Origin of the sequence: Solirubrobacter soli DSM 22325 (assembly GCF_000423665.1) — a bacterium.
Lineage (GTDB): Bacteria > Actinomycetota > Thermoleophilia > Solirubrobacterales > Solirubrobacteraceae > Solirubrobacter > Solirubrobacter soli.
In genome coordinates this window covers 392,062-414,383 of sequence record NZ_KE384072.1, presented here as the reverse complement: position 1 = coordinate 414,383, position 22,322 = coordinate 392,062, and the positions used below count along the sequence as shown (strand labels likewise).

The window sequence follows — 22,322 nt, the reverse complement described above, 5'->3', positions numbered from 1 at the left end:
GTCATGCGCGGACGGCGACGGGGGTCGAGGGAGCCTCCGGCCGGAACGCCCGCATCTCGGCGTGGTCCGGGCCGACGATGCCGTAGGTGGATTCGGGCACTTCGTTCCAGACCCCGGCCACGTCGCCGAGGGGTTCGGAGACGATCAGCCGTGCGTTGACCGAGACCTCCTGGAACAGCTCACGCGTGGGGTAGAGCTTGCGCAGGGTGGGAACGTCGGTCGTGTAGAACAGCGTGCGCGAGTTCCTCTCGCTGGAGTACCGGAACGCCCAGATGCTCTCGCCGTCGCTGGTCGCGACGGTGCCTTGGAACGGGTTCGGCACGCCGTGGCGGGCCGCGACTGCCTCGACGAGCCCGATCGCCTGCCCGACGGCGGTCGGCGGGTCGTCCTCGAGACCCAGCGTGAGCGCGAGATAGAACAGCACCTCGGTGTCGGCCTGGCCGCGGATCTGGGGGAAGAGCGATGGGTCGACGGCGAGGATCAGGTCGCGCTTGATCGTGGCGAACTCGTTGATGTAGCCGTTGTGCATGAACAGCCAGCGGTCGTGGCGGAACGGGTGGCAGTTGGTCTGCTGCACCGCGCTGCCGATCGCGGCGCGGATATGCGTGAAGAACAGGGGCGAGCTGATGTGGCCGGCGAGCTCGCGGAGGTTGCTGTCGTTCCAGGCCGGTTCGGTGCTGTGGAAGAGACCCGGCGTGTCGGGTGCGCCGTACCAGCCCACGCCGAACCCGTCGCCGTTCGTCGGCTCGGCGCCGAGCTTGGAGTTCAGGCTCTGGGCGACGAGCGAGTTCGGGCCCTCGTAGAGCGCCTCTTGAAGCAGGATGGGGGAGCCGGAGTATGCGAGCCAACGGCACATGTGCCACGCCCTTTCCGCGTCGGATGTGCGACCAGATGGTCGAGGCTCGCGGGCGCTCGGGAATCATCCGAACCGGATGAACCGGGACCGGCGGGTTCGCCGGAGGGTTCATCCCCGCCGGGTGAGCCGTGGTCACCCGCGCGGTGGCTAGCTTCGGCGGCATGGCCGTCTGGGCGTGTTCGCCGCGGGACTTCGGCGGCTATCTGGTCACGGCGTGAGCTCGCCGGACGCGCATCACGAGGTCCGCGCCGCCGGCCGCCTGTTCCGGCTGCGGATCTGGCTCAGCTCGGCGATGTGGGTCCCCGTGCTGGCCGCGAACTTCGTTGCGGTGGCGCTCGGCATCGGCTTGCCGATCCTCGACGAGCACCTTGGCGACGAGGCGAGCTTGCCGTTGGCCGGCACGTCGGCGCAGGCGATCTTCGGCGCGCTCGCCGGAGGGATGATCACCTTCACCGGGATCGTGTTCTCGGCGGTCTTCGTCGCCGCGCAGATCCAGACGTCGTCGTACTCGCCCAGGCTCGCCGCGCGCCTGCGCCGCGACCCGGTGGTGATCGCCGGCCTCGCGCTGCCGACGGCCACCGCCATCTACTCGCTCTTCGCGCTCGCGGCGCTCGGCCGCCAGACCGACCAGGCCGGGCGGGACTTCGTGCCCGCCGCGACGGTCGTGTGCGGGCTCCTGTTCGCGCTGATCACCATCGGCGCCTTCGTGGCCCTGGTGCAGCGCGCGTTCGAGAGCACGCAGATCGGCGGCATCCTGCGCAACCTCGTGCGGCGCGGCTACGCGGTGATCGAGGAGGTCCATCCCCGCGCCGACCCCAGCGGCGTGGCTTCCCCGGTGGTGGACGAAGGCGCGACCGAGCTCGCCCACCAGGGCCGCCCGGCCGTCATCGCCGCCGTGGACCGCAACGCGCTCATGCGCCTCGCCCGCCAGACCGGCGGCTTCGTCACGGTGGTCCCGGTCGTGGGCGAGTATTTGAGCCCGGGCCGGCCGGTGCTGCGGATCAGCGGCGGGCATACCGCTCCCGACCCGGCGCTCGCGCGGCGCGTCTTCGTGCTCGCCCGCCAGCGCACGATCGACCAGGACCCCGCGTTCGTGTTGCGGATGCTCGTCGACATCGCGATCCGGGCGCTCTCTCCGGCGATCAACGATCCGACCACGGCCGTGCAGTCGCTGGACCGGATCGAGTCGCTGCTCGCCGAACTGGCGACGCGCCACCCGGGCCCGTCGCTTGTCGTCGACACCGACGGCACCGCGCGCGCGGTCGTCCCGGCGCCCCGCTGGGCGGCGTACATGGAGCTCGGGCTGATGGAGATCCGCCGCTTCGGCGCCGATACGCCGCAGATCGTGCGGCGACTCAACGCGCTCTACGACCGTCTGCTCGCGGTCGCCACCCCTGATGAGCGCCCGCGGATCGAGCTCGAGCGCCGTCTGCTCGGCCAAGCGGTGCAGAGCGCGTTCCCGGACGAGCAGGAGCGGGCGATCGTCGAACGGCCGGACCCGCTCGGCCTCGGCGGGGCGTGACTCGGGCGTCGCAGGCCCCGGTGGGCGTGGCTCGGGGCGGGTGCGCCGGCGGCGCACCCGCCCTTCAGGTCAAGCGCAGGCGACCTGCTTGGTCGAGTCCGGGCGGATGCACTTGGTCGTGATCGTGGGCGCCTTGGACTTGCGGACCTTGAGGACCTTGACGGCGCTGATCGCGTTCGGCTTGGACACGACGACCGTGATGGTCACGCCGACCTTCAGCGGCTTCTTGATGAACTTCTTGAGGTCGACCGCCCCGAAGGCGTTCTTCTTCGTGAAGCCCTTGCCCTTCAGGCCGCTCGGGCAGCCCGAGCCCTTGCAGGTGACCGTGACCGTCGCGCCGAGCGGGACGTTGCGGACCTTCAGGCTCGTGAACTTGCTGCTCTTCGCGCCCGACTTGGCGAAGTAGGTCACGGTGATGATGACCTGCTCCACCGATGACGGGTTGGGGCTGCCGCCTCCGGTGCTCGGCGGCGGGGGGCTGTCGCCGCTGGGTTGCGGGACCGGCGTGGCCGTAGCCGTCGGGGTCGGGGTCGGGGTCGGCGTCGGGGTCGGAGTGGGAGTGACGACCGGGTCCGGGCAGCCGTCCCCGTCGGCGTCCGTTCCCGGCGCGGGTGCGACCGTGGGGCACTTGTCGATCGGGGTGCCCTGGCCGTTGGTGTCCGGGATCCCGTCGTGGTCGGTGTCGATCAGCTTGGCCGGGCGCGGCGGGCAGCCGTTCGTCGTTGCCACGGCGGAGACCGTCGGGCAGTCGTCGAGCGGGTCGGTGATGCCGTCGGCGTCGAAATCGCCGAACGCGGGGCCGACTCCCGTCGCCTGCAGCAGGCCGCCGGACATGCCGGTGGGCGAGAACAGCCCGGTGCCGCCGATGCGGCCGCCGGTGCCGCCCGCGCCGCCCGTCTGGGTCGTGGTGCGCTGCGAGTAGAACGAGCCGGCGCCGGCGCGGAACACGCCCGCGCTGGGGCCGCCGGTGCCGCCGGAGCCCTTGCCGCCGGAGCCGCCCTTGCCGCCGTCGCCGCCCTTGCCGCCGTTGCCGCCCTTGGCGTTGAGGCCCGCGCCGTCGCCACAGCCGGTCCCGACGCCGCCGCTGGCGCCGTTGCCGCCGCCCGCGCCGGTGCCGGGCGTGCCCGGGTCGCCGCCGTTGCCGCCGTTCCCGCCCGCGCCGCCGGTGCCCCCGCGCAGGGTCGAGTCGCGAGCGACGACGAGCGCGTTGAAGACGTAGACGCCGAACGAGCCGTATCCGCTGCCGCCGGGCTTGCCGCCGTCGCCGCCACCGCTCCCGCCGCCGCCGGAGCCGCCGGCGCCACCGCCGGCCTTGTAGTCGATCGAGTTGACAGAGGCGCCGCCACCGCCGCCGCCACCGCCACCGCCGGTCCCGTTCACACCGGGCTTGCCGACGTCGCCGGGGGCGCCGGACCAGGTGGCGTTCGCGAGGTCGAGCGTGAAGACCGGGAGGGGCGCGTCGCTGCCGGTGCCACCGGTGCTCCCGGGGGTGCCGGGGCCGCCGCCGCCGCCCGTGATGTTGCCGCTGCCGCTGCTTCCGCCGCCGAGAGCGCCGCCGATCCCGACCGAGCCGACCGGCGCGCCGTCGCCGCCCTTGACGCCGTTGGCACCGATCCCTCCGCCGTTCCCGCCCTTGCCGCCGGCGTTGGCTCCCGCGCCACCGGCGGGGCCGGTCCCGCCGCTGCCGCCGGTGCCGCACGTTCCGCCGCCGCCCACGGTCCCGTTGGTGCCGTTGGAGCCCGGGGCGCCGACACCGCCCACCGCCCCGGCGATCGCCGTCCCGCCGGTCGCGATCACGTGGTCGAGCGCGACCTTCGCGTTGTTGATCACGCGCAGGCCGTACGAGTTGCCGCCCGTGGCCAAGGTGGCCGTGCCTCCGAGCAGGGTCAGCAGCTGCAGGGTGATGCCGGTCTTGCCGTCGGCCAGCGCGGCCTGCGGGAGGCCGGTGATCGTCGTCGGCTCAACCGTCGAGCGGGACGAGAAGTTCGGGGTGTAGCCGCCATAGATCGACACGCCGGTGTCGAGCGTCAGCCCCTCCGCGTACGTGCCGGCAGCGACATAGACATCCTTGCCGGCGGCCTTTGCGGCGACGATCGCGTTGGAGATCGTCTTCTTCGGGAAGTCCTTCGTCCCTGACCGCGTGTCGAGGCCGCCGCCGCCGTCGACGAAGATCGCCTTGCTGACATCTCCGTCGATGCCGTCGCAGTTGAGGTCCTCGAAGGCGAAGTCGGGCTTGTCGGTCGCGCCCGGATGGATCGCCGCGTCGAAGTCGTCGCAGTCGGCCGGCGTGGACGAGCCATCCGCGTCGTAGTCGGACGCCAGGGCCGTGCCGGCGAAGCAAACCAGCAGCAGGCATGTACTCAGTGAGACCGTCGCGGCGAGCCCTTTTCCGCGGCTCAGTGTTTTGAGCATCAACACTTCCCCTCCGTTGCCCTCGTCAACAGGCCGACTCTATTCGGGCCTGCAGGGCGCGTGTCAAGGTGCGACGAGCCTGGCGCGATCGAGAGCGGCGGGCGTCGCGCCTGATTGACGGCGAGCTCGCCCATCAGTTAGGCCGGCTCTTCGTCGCCGAAGTGTTCCCGGCCGGACACGAAGGCGCGGGCTGCTCAGTAGGGTCCCGGGCAATGTCACCTCGCGAGCGGGCCGAGAAGCTCGTGGCGACGATGTCGCTGGAGCAGAAGATCGCCCAGTTGCACGGGGCGATGGAGACGATCGACATCTACGCCGCGGCGCGGGAGTCCAGGGTGGAGGAGCTCGCCGCCCAGATCCGGATCGAGCGCCACGTGGCCGCGATCGACGAGCTCGGGATTCCACGTTTTCGGATCACCAACGGCCCGGTCGGGGTGGGCATGGGCGATGGCACTCCGAGCCCGCCTGCGACGTCGCTGCCGATGACGATCGGTCTCGCGGCCGGTTTCGACCCCGGCCTCGCGCACGCCTACGGTGACATCATCGGCTCAGAGGCAGCGACGCTCGGCCAGCACGTGCTGGAGGGCCCCGGCGTGTGCTTGCACCGCACGCCGATCGCCGGCCGCAACTTCGAGTACTTCTCCGAGGACCCGTACCTGTCCGGCGTGATGGGCGTCGCGGTGACCAAGGCGATCCAGGCCCACGACGTGATCGCGATGGGCAAGCACTTCGTCGTCAACGATCAGGAGCACGAGCGCTTCCGTGCCAGCGTCGAGGTCGACGAGCATGTGCTGCGCGAGCTCTACCTGCTGCCGTTCGAGATGCTGGTCAAGGACGCGCAGATCGCGGCGATCATGAGCGCGTACAACCGGGTGCGGGGGGTGTACGCCACCGAGTACCGGCACACGCTCACCGACATCCTGCGGACGGAGTGGGGGTTCGAGGGCTACGTGCAGTCGGACTTCTGGTCGTGCCGATCGTGCGCTCCGGCGATCAACGCGGGCCTCGATCACGAGATGCCCGACGCCAAGTGGCTCAACGAGGCCAATGTCAAGGCGGCGCTCCAGGACACCAGCCTCGAGATCGAGACCGTCGACCGCGCGTTGGTCCGCCGCTTCACGCAGATGTTCCGCTTCGGGCAGTTCGAGCGTCCGTACGCGCCTGGCGCGATCGACGCGCGGGCCCACGGCGCCGTCTCGCGTCGCATCGGCTCGCAGATCGCCGTCCTGCTCAAGAACGAGGGTGGGCTGCTGCCGCTCGACGCGGGCGCCGGGTCGTTCGTGATCATCGGGCAGTCCGCGTACGTCGATGACGCGTGCCTGGGCGGCGGCGGCTCATCGAAGGTCGACCCGCTCTACACCGTGCCGCCGCTCCAGGGTCTCCAGGACGTGCTGCGCGAGCTCGACTCACGCGCGACCGCGACCAAGCTGACGGTCGCCGACGACCTGTCCAACCTCGAGGACGCCAAGCGCGCCGCGGCAGAGGCTGACGTCGTGGTGCTGATGGCCGGGCTGATCGCCACCGAGGGCGCCGACCAGTCCGATGCCAACATGCTCAACGACCAGAACCGGATGCTCGGCGAGCTGCTCCCGGTCAACCCGGCGACGGTCGTCGTGCTCAAGGACTCCAACCCGATCCTGATGCCCTGGATCGACAAGGCTCCAGCCGTGCTGGAGGCCTGGAACCAGGGCGCCGAGGACGGCCACGTCGTCGCCGACCTCCTGCTCGGCGTCGTGAACCCCTCCGGCAAGGTGCCGACCACGTATCCCGTCTCGGAGCACGACACGCTCTACGCGGGCCGGCCCGAGCGCTATCCGGGCACCGACGAAGGGGCGGGACATCCCGTGCTGCGGTACTCGGAGGGGTTGGAGGTCGGGTACCGCTGGTACCAAGCGCAGGGCATCACCCCGAGGTTCGGCTTCGGGTTCGGCTTGTCGTACACCACGTTCGACATCGCCGACGTGTCCGTCGACGCGCCGGACGGGGCGAATGCGCCCGTCATCGTGCGGGCCGCGGTCACCAACACCGGGTCCGTCGCCGGCGCCGAAGTGGTCCAGGTGTACCTCGGCGTCCCGGTCGACGGCCAGCCGCCCAAGCGCCTGGTGGGGTTCCAGAAGGTGTCCGTCGAACCTGGCGAGACGCAACCGGTCGCGATCACGATCGACCCCGCGGCGACCCACCATCCGTTCGGCGTCTGGGACTACTGCACGCGGGCGTTCGCGATCAAGCCGGGCGAGTACACGATCTACGTCGGCACCTCCGCCGACGACAGCTCCCACACCTCCACGGTGACCGTCGGCCTGGACCTTTCACCAGTGTGGAACTCCCGTTTGCTCCCCTAGTCTCCAGGGACGTCAAACGGGCAAGGAGGCATTCTGCCCGGGACCCTAAGGAGGGGGCATGAAGAGGTTCACTCGTCCGAGCGTGATGGTCGGTGTCGTCGCGCTGGTGCTCGCGATGTCCGGGGGCGCGTACGCCGCGTCCAAGATCACGGGCGCGCAGGTCCAGGACAGCTCGCTCACCGGCAAGGACATCAGGAACGGATCGCTGACGACCGCGGATCTCTCGAACTCCGCGCTGGAGAGCATGACCGGGGACACGGGTCCCGCCGGTCCTAGCGGCCCCGCCGGTCCCGCCGGGCCGGCCGGGCCGGCAGGGCCGAGCGCGGTCAGTCAGATCACGCCCGTGCAGTCGGCCAACGTTCCGTTCATCTATGGGAACTACGCCCAGACGGCGACGGCCTACTGCCCTGCAGGCCAGCGCGCGATCAGCGGTGGCGGCGTCTCGATCTCGCTCAGTGGCATCGCCGCTACGCAGGCGACGGCGGGTCGCACAGGCTGGTTCGTCGTCGGCGGTACGGACGACTACTCGATCAGCGGCCAGTACGTCTCCGCCTACGTCCAATGCGCACCCGCGAACGTCGCCGTCGCCGCCGGCGCGACGAACGTCAGGGACAAGGACAAGGCCCAGATCGACAAGATCGTGGCCACCGTCGAGGCTCAGCACCGGCAGCGGTAGCGCACCGCGGCTGCGACGACGGTCTCTGAGTGGGGAGTGGGATTCAGACAACGGTTGGATGAGAGTTGTCCGCGGCTTCCGTACGGTCGCCTGGTTGGGGTCTTGCACCAGGTTCAAGGAGGGCTGCTGGGTGGAGAGGAAATGGTTGGCCGCGGTGATCGCCGCGATGGCGGTCGGGGTTCCCGCGGCGAGGGCCCAGGCGCAGACGCTGCCGGTCTTCGCGAACGGGCAGGCGCAGGTCGTCCCGGGCTTCAACGTCTCGGCTCAATGGGTGCGGCAGCGCCTCTGGGTCGAGACGGAGTTCGACTCCGACGGCGACGGCAAGCGCGACCGCATGCACGTCGACGTCACGCGGCCGGCGCAGACCGACAGCGAGAACCTGAAGGTGCCGGTGGTCTACGAGACGAGCCCGTACTACGCGGGCACGGCCTCGACGAGCTCGCAGTACTTCTGGAACACCAACACCGAGGTCGGCGCGACGCCGCCGCCGCGGGTCTCGCCACCGGCGATCGCCTTCAACCCGAACCGGACGTCGATCTCGACCAGCGAGGTCAGCACGTGGGTGCCGCGCGGCTTCGCCGTGGTCCACTCGGAGTCGCCGGGCTCGGGTCTCTCGCAGGGCTGCCCGACGGTGGGTGGCACGAACGAGAATGACGGCCCGAAGGCGGTCGTCGACTGGCTCAATGGGCGGGCGAAGGGCTACACGACGATCGACGGCGACACCGAGGTCCTGGCCTACTGGTCGACGGGCAAGGTCGGCATGACCGGCACGTCGTACAACGGCACGCTGCCGATCTCCGCCGCGACGACCGGCGTCCAGGGTCTCGAGGCGATCATCCCGATCGCGCCGAACACGTCCTACTACCACTACTACCGATCGAACGGGCTGGTGCGGAACCCCGGCGGCTGGCCCGGCGAGGACATCGACTACCTCTTCGACTACATCAACAGCGGCGACCCGGCGCGGAGGCAGTACTGCATCGACACGGTCCGCGAGGGCCTGATGAAGCTGCGCCACGACCGTGTCACCGGCGACTACAACGACTTCTGGGCCGGCCGCGACCAGCTCAATCAGCTCGCGAACGTCAAGGCCGCCACGCTGATGGCCCACGCGTTCAACGACTGGAACGTCGTGCCCGAGCACAGCGTCCGGATCGCCGAGGCGCTCAAGGGCAAGGTGCCGCTCATGCAGTACTACCACCAGGGCGGCCACGGCGGCGCGCCGCCGCTGGGCCTGCGCAACCTGTGGTTCACCCGCTACCTCTACGGCGTCCAGAACGGGGTCGAGAACCAGCCGAAGGCCTGGGTGACGCGCGAGACCGCGGCCTGCCCGCCGCGGACGGCGACGGTCGCCGGCGACCAGTCGAACACCGCGACGCTGACGGTCGGCGACACGAGCCAGCTCCAGGTCTCGATGACGCTCACGATCCCGCAGACGAACGCGAACGGGACGATCACCGAGACGACGAGGGCGATCGTCGCGATCCCCAACTCGACCACCGTCGTCCTCGAGACGGCGGTCGCCACCACCGCGGGCCAGAAGGTCGCCACCGGCGCCGTCGTCAGCATCGCGTGCTCGACGAACAATCCGACGCCGTACGCGGACTACCCGAACCCGGCCGCGAAGCCGGTCGAGTTCCTGCCGAAGACCGGCGGGAACGCCACCGGCGAACTGACGTCGCTCACGCGCCCGGTGGCCGGGACCGAGACGCTCACCGACGACGCCACGTGCCAGCCGGGCAACTTCGTCAACTCGGGCACGCAGCGGCTCCTCTATGCGACGCCGACCCTGACGGCGCCGCTCCACCTCTCGGGCTTCCCGCGGATCAAGCTGCGGATGGCGTCGAGCAAGGCGGCCGCGAACCTCTCCGTCTGGCTCGTCGCGCTGCCGTTCACGCCGTCGCTCACGTGCACCTCGACGACGATCAACACGTCGCACGTCATCACGCGCGGCTGGGCGGACCCGCAGAACCGCGGCGGGATCTCGGGCGGCGCCCCGCTCGTGCCCGGCGAGTTCGTCGATGTCACGTTCAATCTGGAGCCGACGGACAAGGTCGTCCTCTCGGGCCAGCGGCTCGCGCTCATGGTGATGTCGAGCGACCGTCTGTTCACGCTCAAGCCGCAGCCCGGCACCCAGCTCAGCATCGACCTCGCGAAGAGCTCGCTGCAGCTCCCCGTGGTCGGCGGCCGGTTCGCGCCCGGCATCTGCGCCAACCCGGATACGCGCGCGACGGTCGTCGTCGGCAGCGTCGACAGCGGCGTCCCGAACCGGACGCTCGGCGGCACGTGCACGATCAGCGACCACCTCCTCGATGAGGAGGTGTGGCCGAACCACAGCTCCTTCGTCACCCACCTCACGAAGCTGGCGGACGATCTCCTCGCCGGCGGCTTCGTGAACGCCGCGGAGCGCGGCGCACTGATCAGCGCCGGCGCCGCCTCCTACGTGGGCGGCGACGAGGAGCAGGCCCCGGCCGGCGGGGCGGTGCCGGCGACGCTGGCGCTGACGCTCGGCGCGCCCGCCCAGTTCGGCGCGTTCACGCCCGGCGTCGCGCGCGAGTACTCGGCGTCGACGACCGCGACCGTGGTCAGCACCGCCGGCGATGCCACGTTGACCGTGTCGGACCCGAGCACCACGGCCCCAGGCCGCCTGGTCAACGGCGCCTTCGCGCTGCCGCAGCCCCTGCAGGGCCTCGGCGTCGTGAAGACCTGGTCGGCGCCGGCATCCAACGACGTCACGACCGTCACGTTCAAGCAGGCGATCGGCGCGGGCGACGCCCTGCGCACGGGGACGTACTCCAAGACGTTGACGTTCACGCTCTCGACGGCGAACCCGTAGAGGCGGCTCGTCGGGCTCACCCGTCGTGGAGTGCCTGCAGGCCACCGACGGTGCCGAGGTAGGCGGTGCCGTCGGGGCCGAGGGCGAGGCCCGCGTAGTTGTTGTTGAACAGCGCGCCGGTGCCGGCCAGCTTGCGCCAGACCTCCTGGCCGGTGTGCGCGTCGATCGCCGCCCAGAACCACGGGTGGGAGCCGTTCGGGTCGGTGGGGGCGATGTACGTGTAGATCAGGCCGGTCGCGGTGGAGAGCTTGGATACGACCGAGGGCGCGGCGGCGGTGGTGTTCGTCCAGGCGACCTTGCAGCCGTCGACGTCGACGCGGGCGAAGCCCGGTGTCGTCGGGGCTCCCGCGTTGGGACCGGTCGGGTCCTGGTAGCCGTAGTTGTTCTCGACGAAGAGCGAGCGGCCCGCGGCGATGATCGAGTTCTCGGTGGCGCTCGCGCCCTTGGAGAACACGGGCGTCTCGCAGACCACCCGGCCGTTGGACGTGCGGTAGACGACGACGTTCATCGGGTCGGCGTTGTCGGTGATCGTGACGTAGCGGCCGCGGTCGAAGATCGTGGGCGTGGTGCCGGTGCCCGCTTCGGCCTGCCCGGGCTTGTGGATGCCGGAGTTCTTGTACTTCACCTTCCAGTCGACGACGGGCTTGCCGGACGACGTCGCGTGGAAGCGGTACATGCGCTTGTCGCTCGCGATGTAGACGCCGCCGCGGTCGACGGCGAACGAGTTCTGGATGCTCTCGCCCAAGCGGATCGCCTTGATCGCGCGGGTCTTCGTGTCGAGCACGCCGACGACGCCGCGGTCCTTGGTCACGAACCAGATGCGGCCACGCCAGTCGGGCAGCAGGGAGGTGATGCGCTCGGTCTCGAGGTCATAGTCGGCGACCTTGACGAGCTTGCCGGCGCGCTGGGCGAGCACGAACACGTGTCCCGTCTTGGTCGCGCTCCAGATGCGGTCCTTCTGGTCGAGAAAGAAGTAGCCGCCGCCGGTGAAGTTCTGAAAGCCCGCCGGGCCCGGGGCATCGGGCATGTCGTACGACGCCACCATCGCGAGCGTCCGCGGGTCATAGATCCGCGCCTGCGGGCTCCCCGGAATCCTCGGGCACACAGAGACGATCCGACCCCTCTTGTCGAAGGCGAGCGAGCCGCACAGCGAGGGCGCGTGCGCGCCGGACGTCGCCACCAACGCGCGGCCGAGCGGGCCGGCAAAGCGGTAGGCGTCGGTCATCCACGTGTCGTTGTGGATGTTGCTGAACGGGTTGCGCGCCATGAACGGGTTCTGGGGCGCGATCGTCGCCGGCAGCGGCTTCGCGACGACGGCCCCACCGGCGAACTCCGGCAGCGACGTGGGTGGGCCGGGGGCGACGGGGTCCGCGGCCGCGGCGGCGGCGGTCGCGGCTAGGGCGCAGATGGCGAGGGTCAGAGCATCCCGGAGCATGTGCCCCGGGATGCTGACACCGCGGGGTCTACGGCTGCGTGGTGGACAGCGTGAACGTCAGCGTCCGGCTGTACCCACCGGTCCGCAGGGCCTCGCTCGCACCGATGTGCTGCGAGAAGCCGACCGTCACCAGGTCGTTGGAGACCGGAGCCGACCAGCTGCTCTTGGAGACGGAGACCGACAGCGGGTCGGTCAGGCTGAACGCGCCGTTCGCCAGGTGACCTGGGTCGGACACGCTCAGCGTCGCGTCGCCCGCCGAGCTGATCACGTCGGCGGTGCTCGACGCCGTGTACGTCCTGTCCACGCCCGGCGTGAACGCCCCGAACGACGCGGGCGCGCCGAGCGAGAGCGAGAGCGTCGCCGGCGCGACACCGGACACATCGCCCGGCGTGCTCGTCGACCCCAGCGGCACCGTGATCCCGACCGCGGTCGACGCCGCCGAGGCGTTGCCGGTCGCGTCCGCCTGGGTGGCGGTGAGCAGCACGGGCCCCGCCGGCAAGGCCATCGACGGGGTGCAGGACCAGGCGCCGTCCGAACCGACCACGGCGGTGCAGACGGTGGCGCCGAGGGCCGACACGGTCACCGTGTCACCCGGAACGCCCGTGCCGGCGATCAACGGCGTCGTGCTCACGACCGCACCCACCGGCGCGGTGATCACCGGCGCCTGCGGCAGCACGTCGCCCACCACGGTCTGCGTGAACTCCTCGCCGCTGGTCGTCAGGTTGAGCTCGACGTCGATCTCCCACGTCCCGGCCATCGGGTTCGGGACGTGGTACGTGGCCGTTCCCCCGGTCAACGGGACGCCGTTGCGCGCCCGGCCGTTCACCAGGTGGGTGGCGACCGACGTTCCCGCCGGGTTCACGAGGAACAGTGTCATCGGATCGTCCGCGCTCGTGTCCGGGGTCGTCAGCGTCACGCCCAGGTCCGACCGTCCGGCCGGGACGTTGACGTTGAACGTGCTGATCTGGCCGATCCCGCGCCCGACCGTGCCGGTGATCTGCGTGTCGAACTCGCCGCCCGTGCTCGGCACCAGCGTGCGACGCGCGATCGGGAGCGAGGTGGTCGCGCCGCCCGATGACGTGAACTGCACCGACTCGGGATGGTCGCCCGCCGCCGCCGGGAACGCGACCTGCAGTGGGATCGTTGCCGCCCGGTGCGCCGCGATGGTGATCGCGGGGGAGGCCGGCGCGGTGATCCAGTTCTGCCCGGAGGCCTTGAAGCTCACGGTCCCGGTGTAGGTGCCGGGGACGTTCGGGAGCGACTGCAGGTGCGCGCGGCCGTTGGCCCACTTGATCGCCACCCGCCAGGTGCCGGCCTCGGGGTTCGCGACCTCGACGTGCTGGATGTCCGGGACGGTGCCCGTTCCGCCGGTCGTCGACGCGGTGCCGTAGTCGTAGGAGATCTGCCGCAGCCTGCCGCTGGGATCGGTGAGCGTGAAGCTCAGGATCGCGCCGTTGGCCGGGTCCGGCCAGATCATGTCCGCGTCGAGCCGGTCGAGGCCGGAGGGGACGTTGATCGTGATGTCCGGCGCGGCCTGCGCGCCGTCGGCCGGCACGGCGAGGCTGATGTCAGGAGCGCTCACGTTCTCGGTGACGGTCGACCCGATCTGGTGCTCCGGGCCGAGCTCGCGGTACGTGCCGGTCACGGTCGTCGACGCGCTGCTCGAGTTGAACAGGCTCACCGACTGGAAGTTCGACGAGCCGCCGTCGCCGCGCAGGTCGAGCTGGGTCGGGGTCGGGATCAGGCTGTTGGCGCCCCCGGTCGCCGTGGTGTTCAGCTGCTGCTGCGCGGCTGCGACCGCGGCCTTGATGTTCACGAGGCCCGCACCCTGCTGGTCGGCCGGGGCGCTCGCATCGGACGCGGTGCCGGTGAGGAGCTGCTTGACCAGCGCCGGCGACGGGCTGTCGCCGTTGTGCGAGTCGCGGTAGGCCTGGATGACGTCCGCGGCCGCGCCCGCGATCAGCGGGGAGGACTCGCTGGTCCCGCCGAACGCCTCGGTCTGCGTGTTCGCCGGGCAGTCGCTGCCGTGCGGGTTGCAGGCGGCCTCGCCGCCGTAGCCCGGGGCGACGAGGTCGACCAGCTTGTTGTCCGGCGTCGTCCCGCCGCTCGACAACGGCGTGATGTCGTTGTTCACCCACCCGGTGAACCCGTACGCCATCGCGTTGAGCCGGTGCGTGTTGGTCGCGCCCGCCGCGATGATCTTCGGGTCCGAGGCGGGGGAGGACACCGTGCCGGACACGCCGCTGTCCCCGGAGGAGGCCACGACGGTCACGCCCGCGTCGACGGCGGCGTCGTTCGCCGCGTAGTGGATGGCGTAGCTGCCGGGGGAGTTCGAGTACCCGTAGGACTCGTTGATGACATCGGCGTGCGCCTTGAGCACCGCGGCGTCGATGCCGGCCAGCAGCTCGGACTCGCTCATCACCGACGCGCTCTCCGGCGTGTCGATCGTGTTCGTGTCGACGAGCGAGGCGCCCGGCGCGTCACCCACGAGCTTGAAGTAGCACGTGTCCGGCAGACCGGAGTACGGCAGCTCCTTCGAGTACTGGTAGAGGACCGTGCCCTGCGCGTCGATCGACGACGCGTCGCCGTAGTACTCGCCGTCGGTGCTGTCGGTCGTGTCGCCCGGCGTCGCCCCGACGACGACGCTGCCGCCGCCGTCGGCCGCCGGGCGCACGAAGTTCGGGTTGCCGACGAGGTCGCCGCGCGGAGCGGTGCTGATCCCGTCGTTGGCGACGATCACGCCGTGCCCGGGCTCGGTGCTCAGGCCTGCGTTCGTCATCGCCGGCGCGTTGATCGCGAGCAGCGCCTCGGGCTCGATCAGCGGGTTGTCCTGCGTCCCGCAGTCGTTCGACGTCGGGAAGGGGTTCGTGCCCGCGGCCTGCGCGGATTTGCGCGAGTTCTTGTCGGGCGTGATCCGCACGCCGGTGACCGCCGGTCCGGTGGGCTCGGGGTCACCGATCGGCACGCCGGCGTCGGGGATGATCTCCTTCACCGCGGGCAACGCGCGCAGCGCCGCCACCCCGGCGGCCGACACATGCGCGGCCACCGCGTTGACGCTGACCAGTTGCACGATGTCGCTGCCGCCGGCGGCGCGGATGGCGGCGACGATCGGCTGCTGGTCGGCGTGCGCGGCCGCCGCGCGAGCCGAGCTGCGCAGATCGAGATCGGCGTGGTCGTTCTTGAGCCAGACGATCACCGCGCCGCCCTGATCGGCGCTGCCGAGCGCCGGCGCCTGGGCGGCGGTGGGGCTCGCGTTGGCGGCGACGGCGCCTGCCACGGTGAGCGTGGCGGCGCAGCACGCGACGAGGCGCGCACGACGAAGTTCGAACAATGGTCCCCTCCGAGGGATGAGCGAAGGCTCGATTAGACCACCGGCGCGGCGTCCCCTCATGAGAAAACACGTCGTTTCCAGGGCCTTCCCCGTCACGGGGGTGACGGAGCTAAAGCCACGGTCGCGAGACGCCGATGGCCGGAGGGTCAGGGCCCATCCGATCCGACAGGGACCTTCCGCCATGCCCTCCACGCTGCGCCGATTGCCATCCGCTGTTCTCTGCCTCCTCGCGACGATCGTCGCGCTCGGCCTCGTGTCGGCCAACGCCCACGCTGCCGGCACGGCGGCGAGCGAGCAGGTCGCCAAGGCCGCGGGTGACAAGGACGGGTTCTCCTACTCGGATCTGCGCGCCGCGATCAAGAACCGCCAGGTCGATTCGGCGACGCTCCGGCCCGCTCAGTTCGAGGCCGAGGTCCTCCTCAAGGACGGCGCGGAGCACACGGTCGGTTACCCGCCGACCGACGACGCGCTCGCCGACGAGCTCACCGCCGCCGGCGCCACGGTCGACATCGACACGCGCTTCGCCCACGGCTCGCAGTTCCCCTGGGGCGCGTTGATGATGCTCGGCGGCATGGCCGCGATGATCGCCGCGATGTTCTTCCTGCAGCGCCGGCACGCCAAGACCATGAGCAACGGGCCGATCAAGCACTCCGAGAACGCCCAGAAGCAGGGTGAGCTCCCCACCGTGCGGTTCTCTGACATCGCCGGCTGCGACGAGGCCGTGCAGGAGGCCGCCGAGCTCGTCGACTTCCTCAAGGACCCGCTGGACTACCGGCGGCTGGGCGCCAAGATGCCGTCCGGCCTGATGCTCTACGGACCGCCCGGCACCGGCAAGACGCTGCTCGCCAAGGCCGTCGCCGGGGAGGCCGGAGCCGCGTTCTTCGCCATGTCCGGCTCGGACTTCGTCGAGATGTACGTCGGCGTCGGCGCCGCCCGCGTCCGCGACGTCTTCGCCCAGGCCCGCCTGAACACCCCCGCGATCATCTTCATCGACGAGGTCGACGCGGTCGGCGGCAAGCGCGGCAGCGGCAGTGGCGGCGGCGGCGGACACCGCGAGGCCGACCAGACCCTCAACCAGCTCCTGGTCGAGATGGACGGCTTCGCGGGCAACGAACGCCTCCTCGTGATCGCCGCGACCAACCGCCTCGACACGCTGGACCCGGCGCTGCTGCGGCCCGGCCGCTTCTCCCGCCACGTGCACGTCGGCGCCCCGTCCGAGGACGGCCGCCTGAGCATCCTCAACGTGCACGCCAAGGGCAAGCCGCTCGCCGATGACGTCGACCTGCCGTACCTGGCGAAGGTCACCGCCGGCTCGAGCGGTGCCGAGCTCGCCGAGATGCTCAACGAGGGCGCGATCATGGCCGCCCGCAGCAGGCGCCCTGACATCACCCACGACGACCTCTTCGAAGGCTTCCTGCGCGTCATCGCCGGCCCGCGGAAGGCCTCCGCGATGCTGGCCTCCGGCGAACGCGAAGCCGTCGCCTACCACGAGTCCGGTCATGTCTTGTGCGCCGAGCTCTGCCCGACCGTCGACAAGACCCTGCACGCCACGATCAACCCGCGCGGCCAGGCCGCCGGCTTCGCGGTCGTCGGCCGCTCCGACCGCGCGCTCCAGACCGCCCAGCACATCCACGAGCAGCTGATCTACATCCTCGGCGGTCGCGCCGCCGAGCACGTCATCTACGGCACCGTCTCCTCCGGCGCGGCGAACGACCTCGAGAAGGCCAACTCGATCGCCCGCTCGGCCGTCGAGCAGTTCGGCCTCTCCTCCGCCGTCGGGCAGATCGTCAACTCGCAGTCCGGGTTCTCCGAGCAGACCAAGGCGACCATCGACGCCGAGATCCGCCGGATCGTCGAAGACGCCTACCGCGACGCGATCGCGATGGTCGAAGAGCACCGCGAGCAGCTCGAGCGCCTCACCCAGGCGCTGCTCAAGGCAGGTGACATCGACCACCTGGAGATCGCCGCGGCGATGGAGGGCTCCACCCCCGCCGCCCGCCGTCCGAACCTGCAGCCGCTCCCCGAGCCTGAGTTCGTCGCCGATCTCGACGAGGAGCCGGAAGACCCGCCCTCCCGCCGACTGTGGCTGCCGGGCCGCTCGAGCGCGAGCCAGGCGATCGCGGCGTTCCGCAACGACCCGCAGCGCGGACCGGCCGCCGGCGCCTAGCGTGAACTGACTCCGTGTTCTCCCGACAGGTTTCCTGTTGGGGGGCTGGCTCAGGCTCCGCTCTACCGCCAAGCAAAGCGCAGCCGTGATTCGTCCGTGGTGTTCGACGCGGCTCAGCCGGAACGTCTTCGCGTGTTTCTCCGTCCGCCACAAACACGCGGAAAACCGCAGAAAACCGCAGCCGGATGCACGTTTGGTGCCGGGACGGTCTCACCCACGTTTGTTCCGCACCGCTCCGCCAACAACGCGACCCCGCCGGGACATCGCTATGGATCATGGCTCGGACGATCGTCCAGCGCGGGCTCAACGCTCAAGGCTCGTCGGCCGAGGCCTCCAAGCGCCGTTAGGCACTGACGGTCTCCAGCGACGCGGTGGTCGAGGCGATCCGCGACCCGTCGGCGGCGAACAGGTGCGTGCGACCGGTGAGCCGCAGCCCGACCGGCTCGCCGAGCTTGCCGTCGAACGGCGGCGCCATCTTCGACACGAGCCCGATGTGCTCGCCCTGGTGCTCGATCGTCACGTGGACGAACACCTCCGAGCCGAGATCCTCGACGGTGCGGATCTCGGCCCGCAGCGGACCGTCGCCGACCTCGACCGCCTCAGGGCGGAAGCCGACGGTCAGCGGGCCGGGGTGCTCGCTCATGGCGGCGCGCGTCGCCGCGTCGAGCTCGAGCGCGGCGTGCCCGATCCGCAGCGGGCGCTCGCCCGCCACCGGGACGAGGTTCATGGCCGGCGAGCCGATGAAGCCGGCGACGAACACGTTGACCGGCTCGTGGTAGAGCGTGCCGGGTGGGTCGCACTGCTGCAGGACGCCGTCCTTGAGCACGGCGACGCGATGCCCCATGGTCATCGCCTCGACCTGGTCGTGGGTGACGTAGACCGTCGTGACACCGAGACGCTCCTGGAGCTCGGCGACCTCGACCCGGGTCTGCACGCGCAGCTTGGCGTCGAGGTTCGAGAGCGGCTCGTCCATCAGGTAGACGGCCGGCTTGCGGACGATCGCCCGGCCCATCGCGACCCGCTGGCGCTGGCCGCCGGACAGCGCCTTGGGCTTGCGGTCGAGATAGGGCTCGAGGTCGAGCACCCGCGCGGCCTCGCGGACCCGCTTGACCCGTTCCTCTTTCGGGACCTTGGCCTGCTTGAGGGCGAAGCCCATGTTCTCGGCCACGGTCAGCTGCGGGTAGAGCGCGTAGTTCTGGAAGACCATCGCGATGTCACGGTCACGCGGGCGCACGCGGCTGACGTCGCGGTCGCCGATGAAGATCGCCCCGTCGTCGAGCGGTTCCAGGCCGGCGAGCATCCGCAGCGCCGTCGACTTGCCGGAGCCGGACGGGCCGACGAGCACGAGCAACTCGCCGTCGCCGACCTCCAACTCCAGGCCGTCGACGGCCGCGATGTCCGAGCCCTCGTAGGTGCGGGTCGCGTGGTCGTACTTGACTGCGGTCATCTCCAGGTCCTCACTTGATGGCGCCCATGGCCAGGCCGCGGATCATGCGCTTCTGCGCGATCCACCCGGCGAGCACGACGGGGATGCAGGCGAGCACGGAGGCGGCCGAGAGCTTCGCGAGGAAGTCGCCGCGCGTGCTGATGTTGGTCGTGACCCAGATCGGGACCGTCGACCCATGGACGGGATTGAGCTGGACCGCGTAGAAGAACTCGTTCCAGGCGAAGATCACGCACAGCAGCGCGGTGGCGGCGATGCCGGGCGCGGCGATCGGCAGGATCACCGATGTCAACTGTCCCCGCAGGCTGGCGCCGTCGATCTCGGCGGCCTCGATCAGCTCGCGCGGGATCTCCGTGAAGAACGAGCGCAGCATCCAGATCGCCAGCGGCAGGTTGATGCCCAGGTACAGGATCACCAGCACCATGCGGGTGTTGAGCATGTTCATGTTCTTGGCCAGGATCCAGATCGGCAGGATCGAGGCCACGACCGGCAGGAACTTCGTCGAGATGAAGAAGAACAGGACGTCGCGCCACTTGACCACGGGGCGGACCGCCAGCGCGTAGGCGGCGGGGATCGCCAGCAGCATCACGATGATCGTCGAGGTCAACACGATCACGATCGAGTTCGTGAACGCCTCGCCGAACGACAGCAGGCCGCCGACGCTCTTGGTCACCTCGCGGTACTCGTCGAGCGTGGGGGAGAAGAACAGCTTCGGGCTCGTGTTCGCGTCCTGCTCGGTCTTGAACGAGTTCAGGACCATCCAGAAGACCGGGAAGAAGAACAGCAGCGCGACCAGCCAGGCGAGCGCCCCCAGCAGGTGATTGACCCACTGGCGCTCGCCGACGGCGGCCGGACCGGACGAAGCGCTCATGCGATCTCCTCGCCTTTGAGCAGGTTGGACAACACGCGCAGCGCCACCGTGGCGATCGCGATCGAAGCGATGACCACGACGATGCTGTACGAAGACGCCTGGCCGAACTCCCAGCCGCCGCCGATCGATCGCTGGAACACGAAGTAGGGCACGTTGGTGGAGCCCGGCCCGCCTCCGGTCATCACCGCGATCTGGTCGTAGACCTGGATCAGATAGATCGTCCCGAGCAGGATGCCGAGCTCCATGTACGGGCGCAGGTGGCTCAGCGTCAGCTGCCGGAACACGCCGAACGGCGTCGCGCCGTCGACCTTGGCGGCCTCCAGCACGTCGGCCGGCTGGCTCTGCAGCCCGGCGAGGATGATCAACATCATGAACGGCGTCCACTGCCAGATCAGCACGATGATCAGTGACATCGTCGGGTAGCGCGACACGAACTCGATCGGCGTCCCGCCGAGCGTCTCGATGACCCAGTTCAGGACGCCGTAGAGGCCGTGGAAGACCTGGTTCTTCCAGATCAGCCCGACGACGACCGGCATCATCAAGAACGGCGTGATCAGCAGCGTGCGCACCACGCCCTGGCCGAAGAACTTGCGGTCGAGCAGGATGGCGAACGCCGAGCCGAGCACGATCGCGCCGAACACGGGGATCACCGTCAGCTTGATGCTGACCACGACCGCGTCGACGAAGAAGTGGTCGCTGAAGAGGTGCTTGTAGTTGTCCAGGCCGACGAACTCGCGCGGCTCGGGCGGCACGACCTTCCAGTCCGTGAGGCTGTAGTAGATGCTCATCACGAACGGCACCTGCGTGAGCAGGATCATCAGGACCAGCGCCGGCAGCAGCGGCAGCCGCCGACGCCACGACTCCCCGCGCGCGAGAGGGATGCGGCGGGTCGCCTTGGGTGAGACGGTCCGTGTCGTGGCGTCGACGGTTGTCACGCGATCCCCCCGAGGAGATGGGGTGTGGGGTGGATCACGGTGCCGATTGGGACGCGACCTGTTGGCAGTTGCCCAGCGCGGAGTCCACCGACGCGCGGCCGGCGATCACCGCCGAGAACTGCTGCGTGCATTGGTTGCCGACGTCCTGGAACTCCGGCACGCCGACGTACTGGACGCCTGGCAGGCCCGGTCGCTTGGTCGTTCCCGGGTTGTCGATCGGGGCGGATGACATCGCGTCGAGCGTGGGTTGGGCGAAGGCCTTGGCCGCCTCCTTGTATTGGGGGATCTCGTAGGTGGACTTGCGCGTGCCGGGCGGGATCGCCGCCCAGCCGCCTGCCACGGCCGTCCCGGCCGCCTTGATGTAGTCGGGACCGGTCGCCCACGCGATGTACTTCCACGCGAGGTCCTGGTTGGAGGTGGTCTTCGGGATCGCGAGCGCCCACGACCACAGCCAGCCGGAGGCCGCGGTCTTGTCGACGGGCGCGGGTGCGTACCCGTTCTTGCCCTTGACCGGGCTGTCGGAGGCCTCGAGCAGGCCCGCGGCGACCGTGGCGTCGTACCACATGGCGACCTTGCCGTCCTTGTACTGGGACAGGCATTCGTTGAAGCTCGCGTTGGCGGCATCCTTCTCGCCCGCCGTCTTGACGAGGTTCACGTAGAAGTTCAGCGCCTGCTTGAACTCGGGCGTGGCGACCATCGCCTTGTCGATCGACCCGTCCGGCTTGGCCGACCACCAGGTCCCGCCGAACGTGTTCAGCACCGTGGTGAACGAGGCGCCGAGGTCACCCCAGCCGGGCTTGCCGCGCAGGCAGATGCCGGCCATGTCGCTGGTCTTGACCTTCTGGGCGATCGCCGCGACCTCTTGCCAGGTCGGCTTCGGCGGCATCGTCACCCCGGCCTTGTCGAGGACGTCCTTGCGGTACATCAGGAACGAGGACTCGGCGTAGAACGGTGACGCGTAGAGCTTCCCGTCGGCCGAGAGGCCGTTGCGCACGGACTCGATCAGGTCGTCGTACTTGTACGCGGGATCGGACTTCGCCTGCTGGGTGAGGTCCACGAGTGTCCCGCTGGCCCCGAACTGCGGCGCCTCGTACATCCCGATCATCGCGACGTCGAACTGCCGGCCGCCGGCCGCGACGTCGCGGGTGGTCACCTGGCGCAGGGTGCCCTCGTCGAGCACCGTGTAGTTGACCTTGATGCCGGTCTTGGCCGTGAACAGCTTGGGGGTCAACGCCGCGATGTCCTTCATCTGCGGGTTGTCGACGATCGCGACGTTGATCGAGCCGCCCTTGGACGAGCCCGAGCCGCCTGACGGCTCGCTGGAGCCGCCACAGGCCGCGACGAGTGCACCCAGGCCAACGGCGACGGCGGCGGGCACCGTGAAGCGCGACATGCCTGACATTCCTCTCCTCCGAGTCAGAGAACTTCGCTCAAGTGGACTTATACGTTGGTTTATGTGGGTTGTCAATCGATAACCAACATTGGCAATGTTGATTTG

General features: G+C 70.1%; 13 protein-coding genes and 1 pseudogene. 6 read left to right on the top strand and 8 right to left on the bottom strand.

The annotated features are described in order from the left end of the window. Nucleotide 1: 1 nt before the first annotated feature. Entirely contained in the window at nt 2-856 is an 855-nt protein-coding gene (locus G569_RS0140870) for a class II glutamine amidotransferase (RefSeq protein WP_028067682.1), read from the bottom strand. Nucleotides 857-1,070: 214 nt separating this feature from the next. Here G569_RS0140870 and G569_RS0140865 point away from each other — a divergent pair, with 214 nt between their 5' ends. Beyond that, nucleotides 1,071-2,378 carry a DUF2254 domain-containing protein gene (locus G569_RS0140865; protein WP_028067681.1) on the top strand — a complete coding sequence of 436 codons (1,308 nt, stop codon included), beginning with the start codon at nt 1,071-1,073 and terminating at the stop codon, nt 2,376-2,378. 69 nt (nt 2,379-2,447) lie between these two features. Here the strand turns inward: G569_RS0140865 and G569_RS65015 are convergent, their stop codons facing one another. Then, nucleotides 2,448-4,790, bottom strand: a complete 2,343-nt coding sequence (locus G569_RS65015; RefSeq protein ID WP_211233227.1) for a hypothetical protein — start codon at nt 4,788-4,790, stop codon at nt 2,448-2,450. Nucleotides 4,791-5,002: 212 nt separating this feature from the next. On the opposite strand from G569_RS65015, the gene G569_RS55910 reads away from it, so the two are divergent. The 4 genes and pseudogenes from G569_RS55910 to G569_RS66620 all read left to right on the top strand — a co-directional run bounded on the left by G569_RS55910 (nt 5,003) and on the right by G569_RS66620 (nt 10,641). Beyond that, nucleotides 5,003-7,129 (top strand): beta-glucosidase family protein, encoded by a 2,127-nt coding sequence (locus G569_RS55910; protein ID WP_084286265.1) that lies wholly within the window; start codon nt 5,003-5,005, stop codon nt 7,127-7,129. 58 nt (nt 7,130-7,187) lie between these two features. Next, on the top strand, nt 7,188-7,805 hold the full coding sequence (locus G569_RS63470; RefSeq protein ID WP_157592651.1) for a hypothetical protein: 618 nt from the start codon (nt 7,188-7,190) through the stop codon (nt 7,803-7,805). 166 nt (nt 7,806-7,971) lie between these two features. Then, nucleotides 7,972-9,123, top strand: a pseudogene (locus tag G569_RS66625) (CocE/NonD family hydrolase); the annotation flags it as partial. A 96-nt stretch (nt 9,124-9,219) separates the two neighbouring features. Beyond that, complete coding sequence (locus tag G569_RS66620; protein WP_371683508.1) at nt 9,220-10,641, top strand: CocE/NonD family hydrolase C-terminal non-catalytic domain-containing protein; 1,422 nt, start codon at nt 9,220-9,222, stop codon at nt 10,639-10,641. Between the two features lie 16 nt (nt 10,642-10,657). On the opposite strand, the gene G569_RS55900 is transcribed toward G569_RS66620, so the two are convergent. Together G569_RS55900 and G569_RS63465 are read right to left on the bottom strand one after the other, a co-directional pair. Further along, complete coding sequence (locus tag G569_RS55900; protein WP_053227748.1) at nt 10,658-12,076, bottom strand: hypothetical protein; 1,419 nt, start codon at nt 12,074-12,076, stop codon at nt 10,658-10,660. Nucleotides 12,077-12,104: 28 nt separating this feature from the next. Further along, nucleotides 12,105-15,407: a S8 family serine peptidase gene (locus tag G569_RS63465; protein ID WP_037502626.1), complete on the bottom strand. Its 3,303-nt coding sequence runs from the start codon at nt 15,405-15,407 to the stop codon at nt 12,105-12,107. Between the two features lie 202 nt (nt 15,408-15,609). Here G569_RS63465 and G569_RS55890 point away from each other — a divergent pair, with 202 nt between their 5' ends. Continuing rightward, complete coding sequence (locus tag G569_RS55890) at nt 15,610-17,574, top strand: ATP-dependent metallopeptidase FtsH/Yme1/Tma family protein (RefSeq protein ID WP_169542360.1); 1,965 nt, start codon at nt 15,610-15,612, stop codon at nt 17,572-17,574. 343 nt (nt 17,575-17,917) lie between these two features. Here the strand turns inward: G569_RS55890 and G569_RS0140825 are convergent, their stop codons facing one another. The 4 genes from G569_RS0140825 to G569_RS0140810 are packed head-to-tail and all read right to left on the bottom strand — an operon-like array spanning nt 17,918 to nt 22,217. Beyond that, complete coding sequence (locus tag G569_RS0140825) at nt 17,918-19,021, bottom strand: ABC transporter ATP-binding protein (protein WP_028067679.1); 1,104 nt, start codon at nt 19,019-19,021, stop codon at nt 17,918-17,920. A gap of 10 nt (nt 19,022-19,031) precedes the next feature. Next, the gene (locus tag G569_RS0140820; protein ID WP_028067678.1) at nt 19,032-19,889 is read right to left on the bottom strand and encodes a carbohydrate ABC transporter permease; all 858 of its coding nucleotides are present in this window, start codon (nt 19,887-19,889) and stop codon (nt 19,032-19,034) included. Continuing rightward, complete coding sequence (locus G569_RS0140815; RefSeq protein ID WP_028067677.1) at nt 19,886-20,824, bottom strand: carbohydrate ABC transporter permease; 939 nt, start codon at nt 20,822-20,824, stop codon at nt 19,886-19,888. The genes G569_RS0140820 and G569_RS0140815 overlap by 4 nt, the downstream gene beginning before the upstream one ends. 34 nt (nt 20,825-20,858) lie before the next feature. Beyond that, the gene (locus G569_RS0140810; RefSeq protein WP_028067676.1) at nt 20,859-22,217 is read right to left on the bottom strand and encodes an ABC transporter substrate-binding protein; all 1,359 of its coding nucleotides are present in this window, start codon (nt 22,215-22,217) and stop codon (nt 20,859-20,861) included. Between the last annotated feature and the right edge of the window lie 105 nt (nt 22,218-22,322).